Source organism: Citrobacter sp. R-1.5.2, assembly GCF_035064245.1.
GTDB lineage: Bacteria > Pseudomonadota > Gammaproteobacteria > Enterobacterales > Enterobacteriaceae > Citrobacter.
This window is the reverse complement of sequence record NZ_JASEYC010000002.1, coordinates 253,467-274,393: the sequence shown is the minus strand read 5'-3', so window position 1 is coordinate 274,393 and position 20,927 is coordinate 253,467. Positions and strand designations below refer to the sequence as shown.

Here is a 20,927-nt window from a genome sequence, read left to right as displayed (position 1 = left end):
TTGTTCCTTAAAATGCCACCGCAACGTGGTAATACACATTGAGATGATCCGGTGCCAGCCAGTCCGGATAATTCACTGGCGTTCCTACGGTAAACTGACTGGAGAACCAGCGCCCTGAGCTGGTTAATCCCAGCGCGGCCCCCCACAACGTGCCGGAAGCATACCTGTCAACACTATCTTGTTTCAGCCAGCCGCCGTCGAATGCCGCTATCGCGCCAATCTGTCCCAACACCGGCAGCGTAAACAGCGAATAATTCACTTCGTTGCGCCAGTAGCCGCCGTTATCTCCTGAAATGTATTGTTCTTTATAGCCACGTACCGATGTTTCACCGCCCAGCGTCAGGCGTTCGCTGCCGTAAAGGCGGTCCGGTGACCATTGAAAATAGAGGCTGCTCAGCCACCACAGTCTTTCTGTCAGCGGGCGCTGAAAACTGCCGCTGACGCTCCACTTGCGAAATTCTGCCTTTGGCACATCACCCTGTTTATCATTGTCATCCTCTGCGCCAAACCACGGCACGCCCTGGGTGAATGAGGGGTTAAACGTCGCAACGCCGGAAGCAATTTTTTGTGTATGGTTGATACCCAGCGAAACGCTGGAAAGCTTGCGGCTACTGGTTTCCAGCAGGACATCATTCAATCTGTTACGATTGATTCGATGCGTGAGACCCAGCGATGCTGCGGTTTTGATCTCACCGTTGCGAAACAAAACCCAGGAGCCGGTCAGACGATGGGTTTCGCTGTCACCGGTGGAGCGCCAGGCATAGCCATTGTTATCAATGGTGCTGAGGTAGTTACTCCAGCTGTAGCTGTAATCCAGCAATCCGTAGCCGTAAGGAACACTCACGCCAGCGGCAACGTTCTGCGCATCTTTACTGCTGGAAAAATCGCTGCTACGCCCGCCGCTGATAAACCATTTATCCGCCAGCCCAAGCATATTATTGAAAAATAATGCCCCGCTCAGTTGTCCGGTACCGGTACTCTTTTGTCCGCTGTTATCAAAACTGACGGAGCCGTTAACGGGGAATTCAGGCGTGGCGCTCAGATTAACTATTGATAACCCCTGCTGGCTGCCCGGCAAAATTTCAATTTCCACCGGCGTCTGGCGAACCCGGTTCAACTGCTCCATACCCTGTTCAATGTCACGCAGATTGAGAATCTTTCCTTCCAGCCCCGGAAAGATCATTTTCAGCGTGCGCGATGGGACACCTTCCAGACGTATTTGCTGCAATTTTCCTTCAAGCACCGCAATGTGCAGCACCCCAGAGGAGAGATCCTGTTCGGTTAAAAAGGCACGACTGGTGATGTAACCTCGGCTGATATACCAGTCGGAAATTGCATTTGTCAGTTCCGTCAGGCGAGGAATATCCAGGCATTGATTCACCCACGGTGCGGTAAGCTTTGCCGAGGCAGCGGCGGACAACGTCGTTGCGCCGTCAATATCAATGCGCGAAATCATAAAACACGGCCCTTCAGTCGGGGCTGGCATTTTCGACGTGACGGCTTCGGGCAGCGTAACGCTACGCTCCAGCTCTTCACGCTGGCGCTGGTTTTCATTAAGTAGCTGCTGTTGCTGCTGCTGAATGGTATTACGATCCGCAGGAGAGAGTGGTGCGGCAGAAACCGTGGTGAACGGCAAAACTAACATCCCAATCAGTAATGCCAACTTTCTTTCATCCCTGAACTTCACCCTATCCCCCAAAGTACGAAACCGAACTTAGCTGTGCGCCTCTTGCCAAAAAAGCACAAAATGCAAACAAAAGTAAAGGCAATAAATGCGCTTTCACTTTATTCCTATTGCATTTTAGGTTTTTTTATATTCTTAAGTTAAATTACGCTTACTCTATTGGCCCAACCCCATTGCTAGTCACCCATTTGCATGAAGAGCGCTGGGATGAGTATGTCGCGCACGTCGTGCCGCCTGGGTGGCGTCTGCGGAGTTCTCTTCCAACTACTTGCACCTTCAATATCAACATTGCTTATTATTGCCACTTGTTAATGTTGATATTTAATTAATGTTGTCAAACAGCAAATCGAGAATTCTTTCGTCTCGCAAACCGCCACCACCTTGATTCAAATCATAAAGAGTTTTCTTTGTAAAAATTCCAATGAGAGCTTTTTGAGTCAGGATATACTATTTGCACCTGTAAAAAGTAAGGTCACGTTGCCTTATCATCTACGTGATAAATCAGGATTATCCCATGCCCCGGAATATAACGAAATTAAGAGTACTCAGGAGAAGAAGATGCCTGAATTAACACCTTTTAAGGTGATGATCGTTGATGACCACCCACTCATGCGGCGAGGAATTAGTCAATTATTACAACTGGATACCGCATTCGATGTTGTCGCTGAAGCCGGCGATGGCGCAAGTGCTATCGATCTGGCGAACCGTCTGGATCTTGATGTGATCCTGCTCGATCTCAATATGAAAGGCATGAGCGGACTGGATACCCTGAATGCGCTACGTCGGGACGGCGTTACTGCGCAAATTATTATTCTGACCGTTTCGGATGCCGCCAGCGATGTGTACGCCCTGATTGATGCCGGCGCGGATGGCTATTTGCTTAAAGACAGCGATCCTGAAGTTCTGCTGGAAGCCATTCGCGCTGGTGCAAAAGGAGGTAAAGCCTTTAGCCAACGCGTCAGCGATTATCTGCGGGAACGGGAACTGTTTGGCGCTGAGGAAGATCCGTTCAGCGTACTCACCGAACGCGAGCTGGATGTGTTACATGAGCTGGCTCAGGGATTATCGAATAAACAGATTGCATCTGTACTGAACATTTCCGAGCAAACGGTGAAAGTGCATATCCGCAACCTGCTGCGTAAACTGAACGTCCGCTCTCGCGTTGCCGCCACCATCCTGTTTTTACAAACACGCGGAATGCAGTAATCAATAAGATGCCGGATACGACGCCTCAGCGTCTTATCCGGCCTACAAGGCCCACACAGGCCCGAAAGCTGCGCGCCATCGGGCAATCTGAACGCTTATTTCTCCTGCGGTGCCAGCTGTTCCATCGCCTGTTTGATGCTGCGCTCAATTACCGTCCGACGGGTATCATTGGCGGGCAATAATTTCAGCATCATCTCCCACGCCGCAACCGCCTCACCGAAGCGCTGCTGTTCGAAAGCGTTAAAAGCGTACATGCTCAGTACACGCACATTCGCATGTTCGCTCCTGACCAATTGACGTAACAACTCCCCACCGCGACGGTTATCATCTGGATCGGAAGAACGGGTCAACGCTTCCGCATAACCCAGCGCAGCATCGCTGTTTTTAGGATCCAGTCGGTAGGCATTAGCATACGCTTCAGTTGCCGTACTGGCATTACCGAGAACCATGCCTACGCGCCCAAGCATAATCCAGCCTTCAACGTTTCCGGCATCGGTTTGCAGCCGGGTACGTAATCCCAGCGCCAGACGCGCCATATCCTCTTCATTCAGCGGCTCAGCCTTTGGATCTAACGCCCGCTCCAGCAACGCCGGAGCCTGTGCAGTCGCCTGCTGCCAGACCTTAACCTGCTTATAGCTACCGGTTTGGTAATAGCTCACCGCGCCCACCACCAGCGCCACGATAACGCCGGGTATAAAGAGTCCTAATCCACCGCGTTTACCGTCGGGGGTAATATCATCAGGAAATTCTTCCTGCTTCACTCGTACTCGACGGCGTGAGCGGGCAAAAATAATCCAGCCCCCTAAGCCAATTGCCACAACGGGCATCACCCACAGCAGCACAGTCAGCGGTGTCAACGGCGGATCGTAAGTCACGAAGTTGCCGTATCGCGCCACCATGTAATCGACAATTTCTTTCTGACTTTTCCCTTCCTGCATCAGTTCGTAAACCTTCTGACGCAGATCGGTGGCAATCATTGAGTTAGAGTCAGCAATGCTGTTGTTCTGACACTTTGGGCAGCGCAACTGTTCAGTAAGCTGACGGAACTGCTGTTCCTGCGCCTCATCTTTGAACTGCATCACGTCAATAGTGGCCAGCGCCGATCCCGAGATAACCAGCATCAGCAGGCCCAGAAAGAACCTCATTGCGCAGCCTCCTTACTGTATTTATCCCACAATGGTTTGATCTCGCTCTCCCACACCCTGGCGTTTAAGTCGCCGGCATGGCGATAGCGAATAATGCCTTTACCGTCGATAAGGAATGTTTCCGGCGCACCATACACGCCAAGATCCAGCCCGAGCATACCGTCACCGTCAAACAGACTTAAGGCATACGGATTGCCCAGTTCTTTCAGCCAGACGATGGCTTTTTGACGATCGTCTTTATAGTTCAACCCAACGACCCGCACGCCTTGTGCCGACAGCTGGTTCAGATACTGGTGCTCAGCACGACAGGTCGGACACCAGGTCGCCCACACGTTCAGCAGCACCGGTTTCCCCTGCGTCAACACATCAGCCTGGTAATGCTGGCCCGGATTTTCCAGCGACTCCAGACGGAACGTCGGCACCGGCTTACCGATTAACGCCGATTCCAGATTCGTCGGGTCGTCTCCCTGTGCGTTACGTGCCAGTTGCCACAGCAGCGCCGCTGCAATAATGAGAAAAATAATAAACGGAATTAACAATGCATTGCGCTTCATACAGCCTCCGGCGCGTTTCTTTGCGCAGCAGCACGAGGACGTGTGCGCTGGCGATAGCGTGGATCAAACAGGCAGAACAACCCGCCCAGCGCCATCAGCAACCCTCCGGCCCAAATCCAGCGAATAAACGGTTTATAGTACAGACGCACTGCCCACGCGCCGTTGTCCAGCTCTTCGCCTAATGCAGCGTACAAGTCACGCGTCAGCCCGCCATCGATCGCCGCTTCGGTCATCATTGAACTGGTGCTGTTGTAAAAACGTTTTTCCGCATGCAGCGTCGCTTCCGGCTTGCCGTCGCGGGTAACACCAATCACGGCCACGCCCCCCCGATAGTTAGGTCCGGTAATATCTTTTACTTCGCGGAAGGTGAACTGATAATCATGAATAGCGACGCTATCGCCCGCCTTCATACGCACATCGCGTTCAACGCTGTAGTTCTGACTAAAGGCAATACCGACGATGGTGACAGCCAGCCCCACGTGACCTGAAACCATGCCCCAGTAGCTCGGCGTCAGCTTTGTGCCGCGCGAAATACGCAGGAACGCTTCAGACATCGCCAGCACAAATATCCAGCATGCCATTGCCATACCCACGACCGTCATGGCAGCGATACGGTCTTCAAACAGCCACGGCAGCAGCACGGACAGTACCAGCGTGGTAACAAACGCGACAATCAGTAGCGTTTTCAGCTTCCGCGGTCGGTCACGTCCCCAGCGTACCAGTGGCCCAATCCCCAGCAATAGCGCAAACGGTGCCATCAGCCAGGTAAACATGGTATTGAAGAATGGCTCGCCAATTGAAATACTGCCCAGCCCCAGCTGTTTGTGCACCAACGGCAACAGCGTGCCGAGGAGCACCACCAGCATGGCAGCAATCAGCAGCACGTTATTACCCAGCAACAGCGATTCACGCGACCACAGCGCGTTATTCACCCGCGAACGAACCTTGTGTCCACGTACCGCAAACAGCAGCAGGGAACCGCCGATAACCAGCACCATAAAGGCAAGAATGAACATCCCGCGCGACGGGTCAGAGGCGAAAGCGTGCACCGACACCAGTACACCCGAACGCACCAGGAACGTCCCGAGCAAGCAAAGCGAGAAGGCGCATATTGACAGCAGCAACGTCCAGGCTTTAAAGCTGGCGCGTTGTTCGGTCACTGACAGCGAGTGCATCAGCGCAGTCCCCACCAGCCACGGCATAAACGAAGCGTTCTCTACCGGGTCCCAGAACCACCAACCGCCCCAGCCCAGTTCGTAGTATGCCCACGCAGAGCCGAGCACAATACCCAGTGTCAAAAACACCCATGCCGCCAGCGTCCACGGACGGGAAAAACGGGCAAAGGTGCTATCCAGACGCCCGCTCATCAGTGCGGCAATGGCAAAAGCAAAAGCCACAGAGAAACCGACATAGCCCATATACAGCAATGGCGGATGGAAGATCAACCCCGGATCCTGCAACAGCGGATTAAGGTCACGCCCTTCTATCGGGAAGTCCGGAAGCGTGCGGGAAAACGGGTTGGAGGTAAACAGAATAAACAGCAGGAAGCCGACGCTGACCATGCCCATCACCGCCAGTACGCGGGCGACGATATCCAGCGGCATCCGCTGGCTGAAAAGCGCCACTGCGAACGTCCAGCCGCTCATCAGCAGCACCCACAGCAACAGTGAGCCTTCATGCGCGCCCCATGTCGCGGCGACGCGATACCAGACCGGAAGTTGCGTATTGGAGTTGCTGGCGACATAGGTCACGGTAAAGTCATTGACCACAAATGCGTTTACCAGCACCAGAAACGCACCCATCACACAGATAAACAACACCCAGGCAAAGGGGCGCGCAGAGGCCATCATCCGGACATCGCCACGCGCAACACCCCACAGCGGATAAACCGACAGCAATAGTGCAACGCCGAGTGCCAGACACAGTAGCCCATTGCCAATTTCAGGCATCATGACGTTTTATCCTTATAAACACTTTCCGGGCGACGGTGGTTCTCCTGCATCGCTTTTTCAACTTCCGGCGGGGTGTAATTTTCATCATGTTTGGCAAGGACTTCTTTGGCCTGCACATGATTTCCCTGATCCAGTTCCCCCTGAACAACGACGCCCTGCCCTTCACGGAACAGATCCGGCAGGATACCTTCATAAGTCACATCCACCACGCCTTCGGCGTCATAGATGCTGAAGTTAACTTTCAGCGACTGCGGATCGCGCTTCACACTACCCGGCATAACCATTCCGCCAACGCGCAGGCGTTGACCGACTTCCGGCATCTGCTGAGTTTCGCGCTTGCCGTAGAGTATTTCTCCCGGCGTATAGAACAAATCGATATTGGAACGCAGCGCGTAGAGCACCAGCGTGATGGTCAATGCCAGGCCCGCCAGCACCGCACAGGCTATCCATAGCCGATTTTTACGTCGAATATTCACGCCGCCTCCCGTTGAACTTGCGCCGCACGCATGCGCGCTTCTCTCGCCCGCTGCTGCGCCACGCCGCGTAAGATTGCGCGATGCTGTAGTGCAGAATGCAGCACCAGCACCACCAGCGGGATAACGCTCATGGCCACAGCCAGCCAGACATACAAGGCGTAACCGCCCATCGCGAAAAAATCACTCCATGATGCAAATGCAGGGGTCATTGGCGGCCTCTTTTTAAGATCAGTTCACTCACCCACGGGCGGCGTTTTTCCATCAATAAAATCAGATTACGCATGCGCATCAGCGCCAGCGTGACAAACAGGAGTAGATAGCCGACGATCGCCAGGCGCAGTGGCGTACGCATCGCCGGATCAATACTTTGCTGCATGCGGGTCGACCCCTGGTGCAACGTGTTCCACCACTCGACCGAATAGTGGATAATCGGTAAGTTCACGACACCAATCAGTACCAGAATACCGGCTGCTCGTCCCGCCATGCGACGATCATCAAAGGCATGCCACAGCGCAATGGCGCCAACATAGAGAAACAACAGCACCAGCTCAGAAGTGAGTCGGGCATCCCAGACCCACCAGGTTCCCCACATCGGTTTTCCCCATGCAGAGCCCGTCACCAGTGCAATAAAGGTAAACACTGCGCCAACTGGCGCCATCGCTGCCAGCGCCAGATTGGCCATTTTCATTTGCCAGACCAGGCCGATAAATGCGGCAACCGCCATCGACGCGTAAATGCCCATCGACCAGATTGCCGCCGGGACGTGCAGATAGATGATGCGATAGCTTTGCCCCTGCTGATAATCCGCTGGCGCGAAGCCAAATCCCCAAACCCATCCTGTTACCAGAACCACTGCACTGGCAATCGCCAGCCATGGGATAAACCAGCCACAGATCTGATAGAGACGTGGGGGCATCGCCAGTTGATGAAGTGTTTTCCACATAGTTCAGTCACCAGACTCAATAAATTAGTAAATTTCCGTTTTACCGGAGGGCGGCTTCGCCTTGTCCGGCCTACAAGTCATATCTGCGCTATTGCACGCTGATACGTAACGCCGCCGCCGTCGCAAAGGGACTTAACGTGGCGCTTCCTACCAGTAGAGCTCCAAGAATCGCCATGTACCCTTCAACGGGTAAGTGCATCGAGGCGGCGTCCATCGCAGCGGTCGCAAAAATCAACAATGGAATGGTTAGCGGGAGTACCAGCACGCTCAACAGCACGCCACCGCGTTTTAACCCCACCGTCAGTCCCACGCCAGGTGCGCCGAGAAAACCCAGCGTCGGCGTTCCAAGCAGCAACGTCAGCGCCATAATTTGCCAACCATACATATCCATTCCCAGCAGCAATGCCACCAGCGGCGAGAGGATCAGCAGCGGCAAACCAGTTACAACCCAGTGCGCCATTACCTTCGCCAGCACCACGGCCGGTAGCGGCAATGGCAGCAGCATCAATTGTTCGAGGCTGCCATCCTGTAGGTCATCCCGAAATAAACGTTCCAGCGCCAGTAATGATGCCAGCAATGCGGCAACCCAGATAATGCCCGGTGCAATACGCGCCAGCAGCTGTGGCTCCGGCCCTATGCTGAGCGGGAACAGGGTTATGACGATCAGGAAAAACCATAACGGATTGGCGATCTCTGCACTATGACGGAACGCAACCCGCAGTTCTAAACGGAAGATTTGCCACATCATTGCGCGGCCCTCTCGCTGGTCAGCGCAATACGTCGCACTTTATCGGTCTCAACACCCAGAGGCTGGTGCGTGGTAAGGATCACAATACCCCCCTGCTCTGTATGCTGTGCCATGCGCTGAGTCAGTCGCTCAACGCCGTGCACATCAATTGCCGTAAAGGGTTCATCGAGGATCCACAGTCGCGCGCGGGTCAGCCAGAGGCGAGCCAGTGCCACGCGCCGCTGTTGTCCGGCAGAGAGTTGATTAACAGGAATATCTTCATATCCAGCGAGACCTGCCTGCGCCAGCGCCGCCAGACAATCGCCATCGTGATGGAAAAACCGCAGATTCTCCAACGCCGAAAGCCGGGTTTTTATCCCCGGCTGATGTCCGATCCACAGCAGTTCCTGATGGTAACTGTCCCGCACCTGGTGCAGCGATTTCCCTTGCCAGCAAACCTCTCCGGCGTCAGGACGAGCCAGCCCGGTAAGCAACCGCAACAAGGTGGTTTTCCCTGCGCCATTACTCCCGGTAATTTGTACCCATTCCCCTGCATTGACGCGAAATGACAGATCGCTAAACAGTATTCTGTCATCTCGCTCGCAGAGCAGTTCTCTGGCCTCAAGCATCCTGATTATTTACATCCTGTTAAAAGCCCGGTTTGACTTCGCGCATATCTGGCAGTTTGTGTGCTATCCCTTTATGACAGTCAATACAGGTTTGCCCTTCTTTCACGGCCTGGTCATGCATTTTAGCCGCTACGCCTTTCTGGGCGGTTAAATCCATAAACTCGAAGTTGTGACAGTTCCGACACTCTTGCGAATTATTGTCTTTCATACGCCGCCATTCATTTTGCGCCATCGATAAACGGTGGTCTTCAAATTTTTGCGGTGTATCTATCAACCCCAGTGCTTTCGCGTACAGCTCCTTGCTGGCCTTGATTTTGCGGATCATTTTCGGGCCCCACTCATGAGGTACGTGGCAATCAGGGCAAGTCGCGCGCACACCGCTGCGGTTGTTGTAGTGTACGGTTTCCATATATTCCTGGTATACCGTGTTGCGCATTTCGTGACAGCTAATGCAGAACTCTTCAGTATTGGCCTTTTCCATACCGGTATTAAAGCCGCCCCAGAAAATAATGCCGCCCACAAAGCCGATTAACAACAGCGTGCCGAGCGCCAGACGGCTGGGGCGACGCCACCATTGCCAGACGCGCTTAATCCAGCCTGGTTTACGGTTAGAATTTTCCATAATGACCTCTTATTTCCCGTAACCTTTCGAGGGGGTGAAGGTATTTTCAACAATCGGTGCCGCATCAGCCTGCGGGACATGACACTGCAGGCAGAAGTAACGACGCGGAGCGACTTCAGCCAGTACCTTGCCGTTGCTGTCCATAAAGTGCGTCGGGCTGATACGCGGTGCACCGGTGGTGCGGTAGCTTTCAACACCGTGACACTGCAGGCAACGGTTGGTATTGGTCGTCACCTGGTAGCCGTCAACACTGTGCGGAACCATTGGTGGCTGATTCACATAATTCAGCGGCATACGCTCCTGCTCTTTCGGCATGCGAATCGCCCCTTCCTGTGTCCCTGAGACTTCCGGTGACTGGCTCAGATCCACTCCGTTTGCAGCCCAAACGGCCCCACTGACTACCAGGGCCAGCGCGGCTGTCCATTGACTCAGCGCTTTAATCAGGTCATGGCTTTTCATTGTTTAGCTCCCGAACTCCATCGCATTTACACTTCATCCTTTAAGCTGCCTCTTTGTTGGCTGCGCTCCGAAACCCCAGTCACATAGTTACTATGCTCCCGGGGATTTCCTCACTTGCCGCCGCGATGCATCTCAAATGATTTTGTGTATCGTTATTGTAAAAACATCCTCAGAACAGACATCCACACAGCGACCGCAGGCCATGCAATCGCGACTGGTCACCTGCACCGGGCTTTGCTCATCCAGCACCGGCGCACGTAGCACATGCGGTTCCGGGCAAACATGAAAACAATCCATACAGCGGTTACATCTGTTACGTTCTTTTGCCGATACGGTTAATGCACCTTTACTACCCAATACGCCATACAGCGCACCCAGGGGGCAGAGATGCCCGCACCAGCCATGCTCAACAACCAGTAAATCAAATAAAAACAGCGCGAGAATAAGCAGCGCCCCGCTGCCAAAGCCCATTACCAGGCTACGTCCCAGCAAAGAGACCGGATTTATCCATTCCCATAGCAGCGTCCCTGTCAGGGCAGAACCGACCAGGATAACCACCAGCAGGACGTACCGTATATGGCGCGGCAAAGTCGCAGACTGATTCAGGTCAAATCTTCTGCGCAGCCAGCTCGCCAAATCAGTAACCGGATTCATCGGGCAGACCCAACTACAAAACAATCGCTTACCGGCAAGGGCATACAGAACCGTAATAATGGCGGCCCCTGTTAACGCAACTGTTGCGGGCAGGTGCCCGCTGGCCAGGCTTTGCAGGGTGATCAGCGGATCGGTTAACGGAATGGTATCCAGCAACAGGCTGCTGCTGTAATTACCATGCAGGATCCACACGCCCAGCCAGGGACCGCTGAGAAACATTGCCAGAACCAGAAACTGGCTCAGACGACGCAACACCAGCCAGCGATGGCTCCGCCACCAACCTTTTTTCGTTTGTGCTTCACGCCCCGCATCACGTTTACGATTTGCCATTGTTCCCCTCCAGCCAACCGAAGCGGTAATGGTGTCCCAACTCCCCTTTCGCCAGCGACAGCGGTAACACTTTTATTGCCGGCTGTTCCAGTACGCAGACTTTTTCGCATTTACCGCAGCCGGTACAGGCATCGCTATGCACGGTCGGAATAAACCGCGCATGCTTACCGGTACGCATGTTGCGGTCCAGCTCCAGGGTGATGGCCTCATCGATTTTCGGGCACTCGCGATAGCAAACGTCGCAACGCAATCCCTGATAGTTAAGGCAGTTCTCGTGATCCAACAACACCGCCAGCCCCATGCGTGAATCGTCAATAGACTCAATCTCCCTGTCCAACGCGCCGCTGGGGCAAACTTTGGCGCACGGAATGTCTTCACACATCTCGCAGGGGATGTCGCGAGCGACAAAATAGGGTGTTCCGGCCGCCAGCCCGGAGGCCAGCGTTGCCAGTTTCAGCGTGTCGTACGGGCAAGCCTGGACGCACTGACCACAGCGCACACAGGCGCTGGCAAATGCGTCCTCACTCAAAGCCCCAGGAGGGCGCAGCCGCACGCCTGTTGCGCGTGCGGTTTGCTGTTGCAACCCCAGCGCCACGCCAACGACGGCCAGCCCGCCTGCTGCGCGAACCATATCGCGCAGGAAGCGGCGGCGGCCATTTTGGGGTTTTGCTGACCGGGACATAACGCGTTACACCTTCGCCAGTTTCACAGCGCACTTCTTGAAATCCGTCTCTTTGGAGAGCGGATCCGTCGCATCCAGCGTCAGGTTGTTCACCAACTGTGCGGCGTCGAAGAACGGCATGTACACCAGCCCCTGCGGCGGACGGTTGCGGCCGCGTGTTTCAACAATCGAAATCACTTCACCACGACGGGAAACCACTTTGACCTTGTCACCACGGCGCAGATCGCGCGCTTTCGCGTCCAGCGGATGGATAAACAGTACCGCTTCCGGGAACGCACGGTGCAGTTCCGGCACGCGGCGCGTCATGCTGCCGGTGTGCCAGTGTTCCAGCACGCGACCGGTGGAGAGCCACAGATCATATTCTTTATCCGGTGCTTCAGCCGCCGGTTCAAATGGCAGCGCGAAGATGACGGCTTTCCCATCCGGTTTGCCATAGAACTTGTAGCTTTCTCCAGCCTTCACGTACGGATCGTTGCCTTCGCTGTAGCGCCACTGAGTCTCCTTACCGTCAACCACCGGCCAGCGTAACCCGCGCGCCTTGTGGTAATCATCGAACGGTGCGAGATCGTGTCCGTGTCCGCGACCAAACCAGGCATACTCTTCGAACAGCCCTTTTTGCAGGTAGAAACCGAGTTCGCGAGATTCATCGTTGAGTTGATCTTCAGCCAGTTCGCTGACCGGGAATTTCGTGACGGCTGGCGTGGCGAACAGCACGTCATACAACGTCTTACCGCGCAGCTCGGGTTTCTTCGCCAGCAGTTCCTCCGGCCAGACGTCTTCCGTTTTGAATCGGCGGGCGAACTGCACCATTTGCCACAGGTCAGATTTCGCTTCACCCGGTGCTTTAATCTGCTGGCGCCAGAACTGAGTACGGCGCTCGGCGTTACCGTAAGCCCCTTCTTTCTCTACCCACATCGCTGTTGGCAGGATCAGGTCGGCCGCCAGAGCACTGACCGTCGGGTACGGATCGGAAACGATGATAAAGTTGCGCGGATCGCGCCAGCCAGGCATACGCTCTTCGTTGATGTTCGGCCCAGCCTGCATGTTGTTGTTACACATCACCCAGTAGACATTGAGCTTGCCATCTTTCAGTGCACGATCCTGCGCCACAGCATGCAGGCCGATTTTCGCCGGAATGGTCCCCGCCGGAATGTTCCAGTGTTTTTCACAGATATCGCGGTGTTTCTCGTTCGTCACCACCATGTCCGCAGGCAGACGGTGAGAGAAGGTCCCGACTTCACGCGCGGTACCACAAGCGGAAGGCTGACCCGTCAGCGAGAATGGGCCGCAGCCTGGCTGAGAAATTTTACCGGTCAGCAGGTGCAGGTTATAGACCAGGTTGTTCGCCCATACGCCACGGGTATGCTGGTTAAAGCCCATCGTCCAGTAGGAGATGACTTTCTTCTTCGGATCGGCATACAGCTGCGCCAGCTGTTCCAGCTGATCTTTTGGCACGCCGGTCATTTCTGCGGTTTTATCCAGCGTATATTCCGCAACAAACGCTTTGTACTCTTCAAAGCTGATCGGTTCGGAGGCGTCAGAACCGGGGTTTTTCGCCGCTTTTTCCAGCGGATGGGTTGGACGTAAACCGTAGCCGATATCCGTCGCCCCTTTACGCAGGTTAACGTGCTTGCTAAAGAAGTCCTGGTTTATCGCATTGTTTTGAATGATATAGTTTGCGATGTAGTTGAGGATCACCAGGTCGCTTTGCGGCGTAAAGACGATGCCGTTATCCGCCAGCTCAAAGCTACGATGCTGGAAGGTTGAGAGAACGGCGACGTTGACGTTAGGATCGGACAGACGACGGTTGGTAATGCGCGACCACAGGATCGGGTGCATTTCCGCCATATTTGCGCCCCACAGGACGAAAGCATCCGCATGCTCGATATCGTCATAGCAGCCCATCGGCTCATCCATACCAAAGGTACGCATAAAGCCCACAACGGCTGACGCCATGCAGTGACGCGCGTTCGGATCGATGTTGTTCGAACGGAAACCGGCTTTGAACAGTTTTGCGGCAGCGTAGCCTTCCCAGATGGTCCACTGACCGGAGCCAAACATACCAATTGCGTCTGGCCCTTTCTCTTTCAGAGACGCTTTAAACTTCTCTTCCATCACATCAAAGGCCTGGTCCCAGCTAATCGGGGTGAATTCGCCTTCTTTGTGATATTTGCCGTCTTTCATGCGCAGCATCGGCTGCGTTAAACGGTCTTTTCCGTACATGATTTTCGGCAGGAAATAACCTTTAATGCAGTTAAGCCCACGGTTAACTGGCGCATCAGGATCGCCCTGACATGCCACAACACGTCCTTGCTGGGTTCCTACCAATACACCACAACCCGTACCACAGAATCGGCACGGGGCTTTGTCCCATTTGATCGCTTCTTGCTGACCGACTACCGCGCGGGCAACGCCCGGCACGCTTAACCCGGCAGCCGCCGCAGCGGCCGCAACGGCGTTAGCTTTCATAAAGCTACGACGACTGAGTTTCATGGTGTTTCCTCACCTTGCTCATCCTGCTGGTGATAAACCAGCGACACCGCCAGCACGCCCGCAACGTTGCGCACTGACTCAATTGTTTTCATTAGCGTTTCACTATGCTCAGCTTCTACCACCACAATCAGCTGACCGCTTTCCACATCGCTGAGAGCAACTTCGCAACCCGGAAACGAACGTAACTGCGTGGCGATATCGCTGATGTGCTGACTTTTGGCCTGAACGACCAGGCTGCAGACCTGCCAGTTAGTGTCCATGGTTGTACTCCGCATTAATGGCTGATACCGGACAGATAGCGACACACGCGCCGCATCCGTTACATGCCTGATTGTCGAGCTGTGGCTGATAAATACCGGACAGCGTGGGACGAAAGGTAATGGCCATGGGTTCACAGCTATCCTGACAGCGATGGCATTCAACGGACTGATGCGCGAGACAGTTGTCACCGATCGAAAAATTCAGATCCCATGCCCTGGTGTGGCGCGGAAGAAAAAGTGATTCGGGACAGGCCTCTGCGCAGGCGTAACAAAAGCTGCATTCGCCGTGTTTGAAATTTACGCTTGGATAACCGCCCTGGCCTCGCTGCAGGATGTCGGTTTCACACGCCTGGATGCAGGCGTCACAACGGAGGCAATTGGCCAGAAAGTGAGAGTCTTCCTTGCTCCACGGCGGACGAATCCCCGCGTTGGCTTTACGCCAACTGCCTGTCAACATGCCTCGACGGGATAAATCAACCATGACATTGTCCTTCCATAATGACGCTCTCCCTGAGCGGGTTGAACGACAATAAAAAACGCACTATTTATGAGTAGTTATTTTTAACCGTAAGATATTTCAGGATGTGTTAGAGGTGCATACCCCAATTGGGGTAAATGCTGTTGCCGGATCAAAAGAGTGTTGAGTTGGCGGGGAAAAGTGCGCTTTTGCTCACATTTCAATGAGTTATATAGTAAATTATATAACGGAAACACTAAGCAGATAATAATCTCATAATTAAGATAATTCCTGGCATTTATCGCTACTCAAATTCCAAACAATTAATTAATACACTTAAAATATAAGTAAATTTAGATTAATAGACGATGTGAATATGCTAACCTGCACTGGATACGTTCGAAAGACAGAAGAAAGGAAACACTGTGAACAATAAGATGAAGACAATTGTCCCTGCCGCACTCCTCGCCGCCTTCGCCAGCACCTCTGCGTGGGCAACAACCACCGATGCCAGCGCTCAGCCGCTGGAAAAAGTCGCCCCTTATCCTAAAGCGGACAAGGGAATGAAGCGTCAGGTTATTCAGCTTACTCCAGAGAAAGATGAATCTACTCTGAAAGTAGAACTGCTGATCGGACAAACGCTGGAAGTTGATTGCAACAAACATCGTCTTGGTGGAGAACTGGACAGCAAAACGCTGGAAGGTTGGGGCTATGACTACTACGTATTCGACAAAGTCACTTCTCCGGTTTCAACCATGATGGCCTGCCCGGACGGCAAGAAAGAGAAGAAATTCATCACCGCGTATCTGGGTGAAGACGGTATGCTGCGTTACAACAGCAAATTACCGATTGTGGTCTACACCCCAGAAAACGTGGAGGTGAAATACCGCATCTGGAAAGCAGAAGATAAGATTCAGGACGCCGTCGCGCGATAAGTGAGAATGTGCCGGATGGCGGCGTACCGCCTAATCCGGCCTACAGAAGCATTAAGTAGAAATAGGCCGGATAAGCGCAGTGCGATCCGGCTTTTTTTTACAGCGCGATATCCGCTACGGCTTTCTGCTCAGGTTGCGGTTGTGCCTGAGGTTTTAGCTGTGGTTTCGGTGCTTCATCAGCAACCTGCGGTTTATCGTACTTCAGACCCAGTACTTCACTGGTGTATTGCAGCTCTTGCTCCGTCGCATCAACGTTGCCGTTCAGCTTGGTGCCATAAGACGGAATAATCGTTTTCAGCTTCGCCTGCCATTGTGGGCTGGCAACTTTATCTTTAAACACTTTTTCCATCAGATGCAGCATGATCGGTGCCGCGGTTGATGCCCCCGGTGATGCGCCCAGTAGCGCAGCAATGGTTCCCTCTTTATCGCTGACCACTTCGGTTCCCAGACGCAGAACGCCGCCCTTCTCAGCATCGCTTTTGATGATCTGCACGCGCTGGCCCGCTTGCCACAAACGCCAGTCTTCTTTCTTCGCCTCTGGATAGTACTCCTGCAAAGCAGCAAAACGATCGTCATCGCTGAGCATGACCTGGCTTACCAGATATTTGACCAGATCGAAGTTATCCAGACCCACATTCACCATTGGCATAAAGTTGGACGTGGTAGTAGAACTGAGCAGATCCCACAAAGAGCCATTTTTCAGGAATTTGGTGGAGAAGGTCGCGAACGGCCCAAACAGCACCACGCGTTTACCATCCAGAATACGGGTGTCAATGTGCGGTACGGACATCGGCGGCGCGCCGACAGATGCCTGACCATACACTTTCGCCAGGTGACGATTGACCACATCAGGGTTTTCCGCCACCAGGAACTGACCACCAACCGGGAATCCGGCATAGCCTTTCGCTTCCGGGATATCGGTTTCCTGCAGCAGTTTCAGTGCTGCACCACCGGCACCAATAAAGACAAACTTCGCCTTAATGGCGTGTTCCGCTTCGTTGTTTTTCAGATCGGCAACCGTGACGGTCCAGCTATTATCCGCGTTACGCTTAAAGCCGCGAACTTCGGTGCTCAGTTGCAGCGCAAAATTAGGTTTTTTCTGCAACGATGCAATCAGCTGGCGCGTAATTTCGCCGTAGTTCACGTCAGTACCGATCTCAGTACGCGTTGCCGCAACTTTCTGTTTTGGATCGCGACCTTCCATAACCAGAGGCGCCCATTCTTTAATCTGCGCGTGATCTTCAGAATAGCGCATACCGCGGAACAGGGTGCTTTGCTGGAGTGCCGTGTAACGGGCACGCAGGAAATTCACGTTCTCGTCGCCCCAGACAAAGCTCATATGGGGAACCGTGGTAATAAACGAGCGGGGTTCATGCATCACGCCATTGTTGACCTGATACGCCCAGAACTGGCGGGAAATCTGGAAGGCTTCGTTAATTTCGACTGCCTTTTCAATACTGATGCTACCGTCAGCCTTTTTAGGCGTGTAGTTCAGTTCCATAAGTGCGGAGTGGCCTGTTCCGGCGTTGTTCCAGCCGTTTGAACTCTCCTGAGCAACGCCATCCAGTCGCTCTACCATGGTCATTGACCATTGCGGCTCCAGCTCCTGTAAATAGGTTCCCAGTGTGGCGCTCATGATGCCGCCGCCAATCAACAGTACATCCGTTTCCTGCTCTTCCGCCGCTTTCGCTTTTGCTGCCATCGAGACAACATTCAGCCCTACGGCCATGGTGAAGAGCATGGCAGTCACTTTTTTCATAATGTTAATGCCTTACTTTTAGTATCGCTTTTTGCTTTTAGTGCAGGTGAAAATCGAGCGGTAACAACGGTAACACTTAAGTAAAAATAATTAAATATTGTTTATAAATTATATTTAAATTTTAAAAATGTTATTAATACGTTGATTATTTATACGGTTATTGACAATCATTTCTGGAAACCTCCCCGTCAGACGGGTACTATGCTGCGCTTTGCTATTCACCGCACGGATGCCTGTCGGTCTGCTGTCATCAGGCCTTCTCTGACCTGAGAGTAACTATGTCTGCAACACACTCTTCCCCTGCCGCGGTGGCAGAACACACCACCCGCACCGTGTTACGCCAACCCCGCCTGCTGGTTCGTGAAACACTGGCTGGTGTGGTAACCGCCCTGGCGCTGATCCCGGAAGTGATTTCGTTTTCAGTTATCGCCGGCGTCGACCCTAAAGTCAGCCTGATAGCCTCGGTCGTACTGTGCCTGGCGATGTCCTTTTTAGGTGGGCGTCCGGCAATGGTTACCGCCGCTGCAGGATCGGTTGCATTAGTCATTGGCCCGATGGTGCATCAACACGGCGTGCAATACATCCTGCCAGCGGTAGTACTGGCCGGGATTATTCAGATCCTGTTTGGTGTGTTAGGCATGGCACGTTTGATGCGGTTCATCCCCACGGCCGTGATGACCGGCTTTGTTAACGCGCTGGGCATTTTGATTTTCTTTGCTCAGGTTCCGCACTTCTGGGGGAAAAGCCCGTTAATCTGGGGGCTGTTCGTCCTGACGCTGCTGATTGTGCTGTGGGTTCCGCGGTTTATTAAAGCAATCCCCGCGCCGCTTATCGCCATCGTGCTGCTGACTATGTTCACTGTCACCAGCGGGCAACTGTTACCAACCGTCGGTGACGAAGGTTCAATGAGCGGCGGTCTGCCGGGCTTGACGCAGTTACTCGTACCACTCAACCTGCAAACGTTAGCCATTATCTGGCCCTGCGCGCTGAGCATCGCTTTTGTTGGGTTGATGGAGTCATTGTTAACCGCCCGTCTGGTTGACGACCTGACGGTCACCCCGTCGAATAAAAACCGTGAAAGCACTGGACTAGGCGTAGCCAATATCCTGGCCGGTTTTTATGGCGGCATCGCCGGATGCGCGATGATCGGTCAAACGATTGTCAACGTTGAGATGGGTAAAGGACGCAGCCGCGTCTCGACGTTCGCCGCCGGGCTGGTCTTGCTGTTGCTCGTCACCGCACTCAGCGAGGTGATGGCGAAGATACCGATGTCAGTACTGGCGGGAATTATGGTGATTGTGGCGGTGAAAACGTTTAGCTGGCACAGTATCCGACCCACGACGCTGACCAACATGCCGGTCGCCGAAACGCTGGCAATGTTGGTTACCGTCGCCGCGACAGTCTCTACCGGCAACCTGGCAATTGGCGTGGTTGCCGGCATGGTCACGATGTTGATACTGCCGCGCATCGTCAGAGGGAAACGGGCGTCTACATCAAAAACAGCGTCGCCAGACCCAGAAAAATAAAGAATCCGCCGGTGTCGGTGATAGCGGTAATCATGACGCTGGAGCCGACCGCCGGATCGCGTCCGAGCTTGACCATCGTCATCGGGATGATAACGCCCATCAGCGCCGCCATCAGCAGATTGAGCATCATCGCCAGGGTCATCACGCCGCCCAGCGCCATATCATCGTACAGCCACCAGGTGATGCCGCCCATGATTCCGCCCCAGACAAGGCCGTTGATCAGCGCTACCCCCATCTCACGCAGGATCAGAAACGTCAGGTTGCCGGGCTGAATATTCTGCAACGCCAGCGCCCGGACGATCATGGTGATGGTCTGATTACCTGTATTACCACCAATCCCTGCCACAATGGGCATCAGCGAGGCCAGTGCCACCAGTTGTGAAATGGTGTGCTCGAAACCGTCGATTACCCGCGAGGCGATAAAGGCGGTACAGAGATTAATTGCCAGCCACGCCCAACGGGTTTTTACCGCTTTAGTGACCGGAGCGAATACGTCCTCTTCGGCACTTAAGCCCCCCATTCGACGCAGATCGGTATCGGTTTCTTCATAAACCACATCGACGATCTCATCGATGGTTAAGCGTCCCATCAGTTTGCCAGAGGGATCAACCACCGCAGCACTGACCAGGTTATCACGTTCAAACGTACGCGCAGCGTTCTCGGCGATATCTTCCGGAGAAAATGTCAGCGGATCATCCTCCATCACGTCGCTGACTTTACGCTGCACGTCATTAAGCAGAATACAGGTTAGAGTCAGTTCGCCCACCAGGACTTTATTGCGATCGGTTACGAAGAGTTTATCGGTGTTCTCCGGCATTTTTCCCAGCCGCCGCAAGTACCGCTGCACCACTTCCAGCGTCACGTCCGGACGTACGGTGATGACTTCGAACTCCATGATCGCACCGACGCGATTCTTCTCGTAGTGCAGCACCTGACGTACGCGCGCCCGCTCTTCAGCAGGCAGTGATGCCAGCAGTCGACCGGTAAGGTTACGGGGTAAATGCTGTACCAGATAAATCTGTTCGTCGATGTCGAGATATTGCAGCGCATCCAGTAGCTCGCGGTCGCTCATCTCGTCGATCAGGTCATCCCACACATTTTCTGATGCTTCAAGCAGGACGTTGCCGCGTTTTTCACTTTCGACCAGTCGCCACAGGGCGTGACGCTCTTCGGAGGGCAGTGCTTCGAGGGTATCGGCCAGATCGGGTGGCGGCAGATGCGCCACCAGTGCCCCTACCTCAGCAATATCGTCGGCTAACGTACCGACGTCATATTGCTCAGCCAGGGTAAGCTTACCCAATAATGTTGAAATGATGGCTTTATCAGTGGTCAGTAGCCAGATAAGACGAGCACGTTCCTCGTCACGTAGCCTGGCGCTGTTTTTGTTTATTACGGACATCAATCATAAATCCATGATATGAAATATCACCAATC

The 20,927-nt window shown here is 53.7% G+C and carries 21 protein-coding genes; 3 read left to right on the top strand and 18 right to left on the bottom strand.

What is annotated here, in order from left to right; genetic code table 11:
• Positions 1–7: 7 nt before the first annotated feature.
• A complete protein-coding gene (locus QMN38_RS05320; RefSeq protein ID WP_323604745.1) occupies positions 8–1,645 on the bottom strand; it encodes a ShlB/FhaC/HecB family hemolysin secretion/activation protein in 1,638 nt (545 codons plus the stop codon).
• 597 nt (positions 1,646–2,242) lie between these two features.
• On the opposite strand from QMN38_RS05320, the gene narP reads away from it, so the two are divergent.
• Positions 2,243–2,890: a nitrate/nitrite response regulator protein NarP gene (narP, locus tag QMN38_RS05315; protein ID WP_202038243.1), complete on the top strand. Its 648-nt coding sequence runs from the start codon at positions 2,243–2,245 to the stop codon at positions 2,888–2,890.
• 95 nt (positions 2,891–2,985) lie between these two features.
• Here narP and QMN38_RS05310 read toward each other — a convergent pair whose 3' ends face one another.
• The 15 genes from QMN38_RS05310 to napF form a co-directional block, all read right to left on the bottom strand.
• Complete coding sequence (locus QMN38_RS05310) at positions 2,986–4,035, bottom strand: cytochrome c-type biogenesis protein CcmH (protein WP_271440095.1); 1,050 nt, start codon at positions 4,033–4,035, stop codon at positions 2,986–2,988.
• Positions 4,032–4,589, bottom strand: coding sequence for a thiol:disulfide interchange protein DsbE (gene dsbE, locus QMN38_RS05305; RefSeq protein ID WP_005129316.1), 558 nt, complete (start codon positions 4,587–4,589; stop codon positions 4,032–4,034). Before dsbE ends, QMN38_RS05310 begins: the two co-directional genes overlap by 4 nt.
• Entirely contained in the window at positions 4,586–6,541 is a 1,956-nt protein-coding gene (locus QMN38_RS05300) for a heme lyase CcmF/NrfE family subunit (RefSeq protein WP_323604653.1), read from the bottom strand. Before QMN38_RS05300 ends, dsbE begins: the two co-directional genes overlap by 4 nt.
• Positions 6,538–7,017, bottom strand: a complete 480-nt coding sequence (gene ccmE, locus QMN38_RS05295) for a cytochrome c maturation protein CcmE (protein ID WP_005129319.1) — start codon at positions 7,015–7,017, stop codon at positions 6,538–6,540. Before ccmE ends, QMN38_RS05300 begins: the two co-directional genes overlap by 4 nt.
• Positions 7,014–7,226: a heme exporter protein CcmD gene (gene ccmD, locus QMN38_RS05290; RefSeq protein WP_020996676.1), complete on the bottom strand. Its 213-nt coding sequence runs from the start codon at positions 7,224–7,226 to the stop codon at positions 7,014–7,016. Before ccmD ends, ccmE begins: the two co-directional genes overlap by 4 nt.
• Positions 7,223–7,960, bottom strand: a complete 738-nt coding sequence (locus QMN38_RS05285) for a heme ABC transporter permease (RefSeq protein ID WP_271440097.1) — start codon at positions 7,958–7,960, stop codon at positions 7,223–7,225. Before QMN38_RS05285 ends, ccmD begins: the two co-directional genes overlap by 4 nt.
• Positions 7,961–8,048: 88 nt before the next feature.
• Entirely contained in the window at positions 8,049–8,708 is a 660-nt protein-coding gene (gene ccmB, locus QMN38_RS05280; protein WP_005129323.1) for a heme exporter protein CcmB, read from the bottom strand.
• Positions 8,705–9,322, bottom strand: coding sequence for a cytochrome c biogenesis heme-transporting ATPase CcmA (gene ccmA, locus QMN38_RS05275; protein WP_086523394.1), 618 nt, complete (start codon positions 9,320–9,322; stop codon positions 8,705–8,707). Before ccmA ends, ccmB begins: the two co-directional genes overlap by 4 nt.
• Before the next feature lie 13 nt (positions 9,323–9,335).
• On the bottom strand, positions 9,336–9,938 hold the full coding sequence (gene napC / locus QMN38_RS05270; protein WP_005129332.1) for a cytochrome c-type protein NapC: 603 nt from the start codon (positions 9,936–9,938) through the stop codon (positions 9,336–9,338).
• A gap of 9 nt (positions 9,939–9,947) precedes the next feature.
• The gene (gene napB / locus QMN38_RS05265; RefSeq protein ID WP_048212558.1) at positions 9,948–10,397 is read right to left on the bottom strand and encodes a nitrate reductase cytochrome c-type subunit; all 450 of its coding nucleotides are present in this window, start codon (positions 10,395–10,397) and stop codon (positions 9,948–9,950) included.
• A 132-nt stretch (positions 10,398–10,529) separates the two neighbouring features.
• Complete coding sequence (gene napH, locus QMN38_RS05260; protein WP_323604652.1) at positions 10,530–11,381, bottom strand: quinol dehydrogenase ferredoxin subunit NapH; 852 nt, start codon at positions 11,379–11,381, stop codon at positions 10,530–10,532.
• Positions 11,368–12,063: a ferredoxin-type protein NapG gene (gene napG, locus QMN38_RS05255; RefSeq protein WP_137384108.1), complete on the bottom strand. Its 696-nt coding sequence runs from the start codon at positions 12,061–12,063 to the stop codon at positions 11,368–11,370. The genes napH and napG overlap by 14 nt, the downstream gene beginning before the upstream one ends.
• 6 nt (positions 12,064–12,069) lie before the next feature.
• Entirely contained in the window at positions 12,070–14,556 is a 2,487-nt protein-coding gene (napA, locus tag QMN38_RS05250; protein WP_271456608.1) for a nitrate reductase catalytic subunit NapA, read from the bottom strand.
• Positions 14,553–14,816 carry a chaperone NapD gene (napD, locus tag QMN38_RS05245; RefSeq protein ID WP_048211123.1) on the bottom strand — a complete coding sequence of 88 codons (264 nt, stop codon included), beginning with the start codon at positions 14,814–14,816 and terminating at the stop codon, positions 14,553–14,555. The genes napA and napD overlap by 4 nt, the downstream gene beginning before the upstream one ends.
• Positions 14,806–15,297: a ferredoxin-type protein NapF gene (gene napF / locus QMN38_RS05240; RefSeq protein WP_202038234.1), complete on the bottom strand. Its 492-nt coding sequence runs from the start codon at positions 15,295–15,297 to the stop codon at positions 14,806–14,808. The genes napD and napF overlap by 11 nt, the downstream gene beginning before the upstream one ends.
• Positions 15,298–15,710: 413 nt before the next feature.
• Here napF and eco point away from each other — a divergent pair, with 413 nt between their 5' ends.
• A complete protein-coding gene (eco, locus tag QMN38_RS05235; protein WP_271449636.1) occupies positions 15,711–16,208 on the top strand; it encodes a serine protease inhibitor ecotin in 498 nt (165 codons plus the stop codon).
• A 97-nt stretch (positions 16,209–16,305) separates the two neighbouring features.
• On the opposite strand, the gene mqo is transcribed toward eco, so the two are convergent.
• Positions 16,306–17,967 carry a malate dehydrogenase (quinone) gene (gene mqo, locus QMN38_RS05230; RefSeq protein WP_271440102.1) on the bottom strand — a complete coding sequence of 554 codons (1,662 nt, stop codon included), beginning with the start codon at positions 17,965–17,967 and terminating at the stop codon, positions 16,306–16,308.
• Positions 17,968–18,245: 278 nt separating this feature from the next.
• Between mqo and QMN38_RS05225 the strand changes: the two genes are divergently transcribed.
• Positions 18,246–19,493, top strand: coding sequence for a SulP family inorganic anion transporter (locus QMN38_RS05225; RefSeq protein ID WP_323604651.1), 1,248 nt, complete (start codon positions 18,246–18,248; stop codon positions 19,491–19,493).
• Here QMN38_RS05225 and mgtE read toward each other — a convergent pair.
• Positions 19,456–20,892: a magnesium transporter gene (gene mgtE / locus QMN38_RS05220; RefSeq protein WP_323604650.1), complete on the bottom strand. Its 1,437-nt coding sequence runs from the start codon at positions 20,890–20,892 to the stop codon at positions 19,456–19,458. The genes QMN38_RS05225 and mgtE overlap by 38 nt on opposite strands.
• Positions 20,893–20,927 lie beyond the last annotated feature (35 nt).

Bases quoted from the DNA above. Each gene is read 5' to 3' on its own strand.
- QMN38_RS05320 (WP_323604745.1), bottom strand. From the start codon at position 1,645: ATGTTAGTTTTGCCGTTCACCACGGTTTCTGCCGCACCACTCTCTCCT.
- narP (WP_202038243.1), top strand. From the start codon at position 2,243: ATGCCTGAATTAACACCTTTTAAGGTGATGATCGTTGATGACCACCCA.
- QMN38_RS05310 (WP_271440095.1), bottom strand. From the start codon at position 4,035: ATGAGGTTCTTTCTGGGCCTGCTGATGCTGGTTATCTCGGGATCGGCG.
- dsbE (WP_005129316.1), bottom strand. From the start codon at position 4,589: ATGAAGCGCAATGCATTGTTAATTCCGTTTATTATTTTTCTCATTATT.
- QMN38_RS05300 (WP_323604653.1), bottom strand. From the start codon at position 6,541: ATGATGCCTGAAATTGGCAATGGGCTACTGTGTCTGGCACTCGGCGTT.
- ccmD (WP_020996676.1), bottom strand. From the start codon at position 7,226: ATGACCCCTGCATTTGCATCATGGAGTGATTTTTTCGCGATGGGCGGT.
- QMN38_RS05285 (WP_271440097.1), bottom strand. From the start codon at position 7,960: ATGTGGAAAACACTTCATCAACTGGCGATGCCCCCACGTCTCTATCAG.
- ccmB (WP_005129323.1), bottom strand. From the start codon at position 8,708: ATGATGTGGCAAATCTTCCGTTTAGAACTGCGGGTTGCGTTCCGTCAT.
- napC (WP_005129332.1), bottom strand. From the start codon at position 9,938: ATGGAAAATTCTAACCGTAAACCAGGCTGGATTAAGCGCGTCTGGCAA.
- napB (WP_048212558.1), bottom strand. From the start codon at position 10,397: ATGAAAAGCCATGACCTGATTAAAGCGCTGAGTCAATGGACAGCCGCG.
- napH (WP_323604652.1), bottom strand. From the start codon at position 11,381: ATGGCAAATCGTAAACGTGATGCGGGGCGTGAAGCACAAACGAAAAAA.
- napG (WP_137384108.1), bottom strand. From the start codon at position 12,063: ATGTCCCGGTCAGCAAAACCCCAAAATGGCCGCCGCCGCTTCCTGCGC.
- napA (WP_271456608.1), bottom strand. From the start codon at position 14,556: ATGAAACTCAGTCGTCGTAGCTTTATGAAAGCTAACGCCGTTGCGGCC.
- napD (WP_048211123.1), bottom strand. From the start codon at position 14,816: ATGGACACTAACTGGCAGGTCTGCAGCCTGGTCGTTCAGGCCAAAAGT.
- napF (WP_202038234.1), bottom strand. From the start codon at position 15,297: ATGGTTGATTTATCCCGTCGAGGCATGTTGACAGGCAGTTGGCGTAAA.
- eco (WP_271449636.1), top strand. From the start codon at position 15,711: ATGAAGACAATTGTCCCTGCCGCACTCCTCGCCGCCTTCGCCAGCACC.
- mqo (WP_271440102.1), bottom strand. From the start codon at position 17,967: ATGAAAAAAGTGACTGCCATGCTCTTCACCATGGCCGTAGGGCTGAAT.
- QMN38_RS05225 (WP_323604651.1), top strand. From the start codon at position 18,246: ATGTCTGCAACACACTCTTCCCCTGCCGCGGTGGCAGAACACACCACC.
- mgtE (WP_323604650.1), bottom strand. From the start codon at position 20,892: ATGTCCGTAATAAACAAAAACAGCGCCAGGCTACGTGACGAGGAACGT.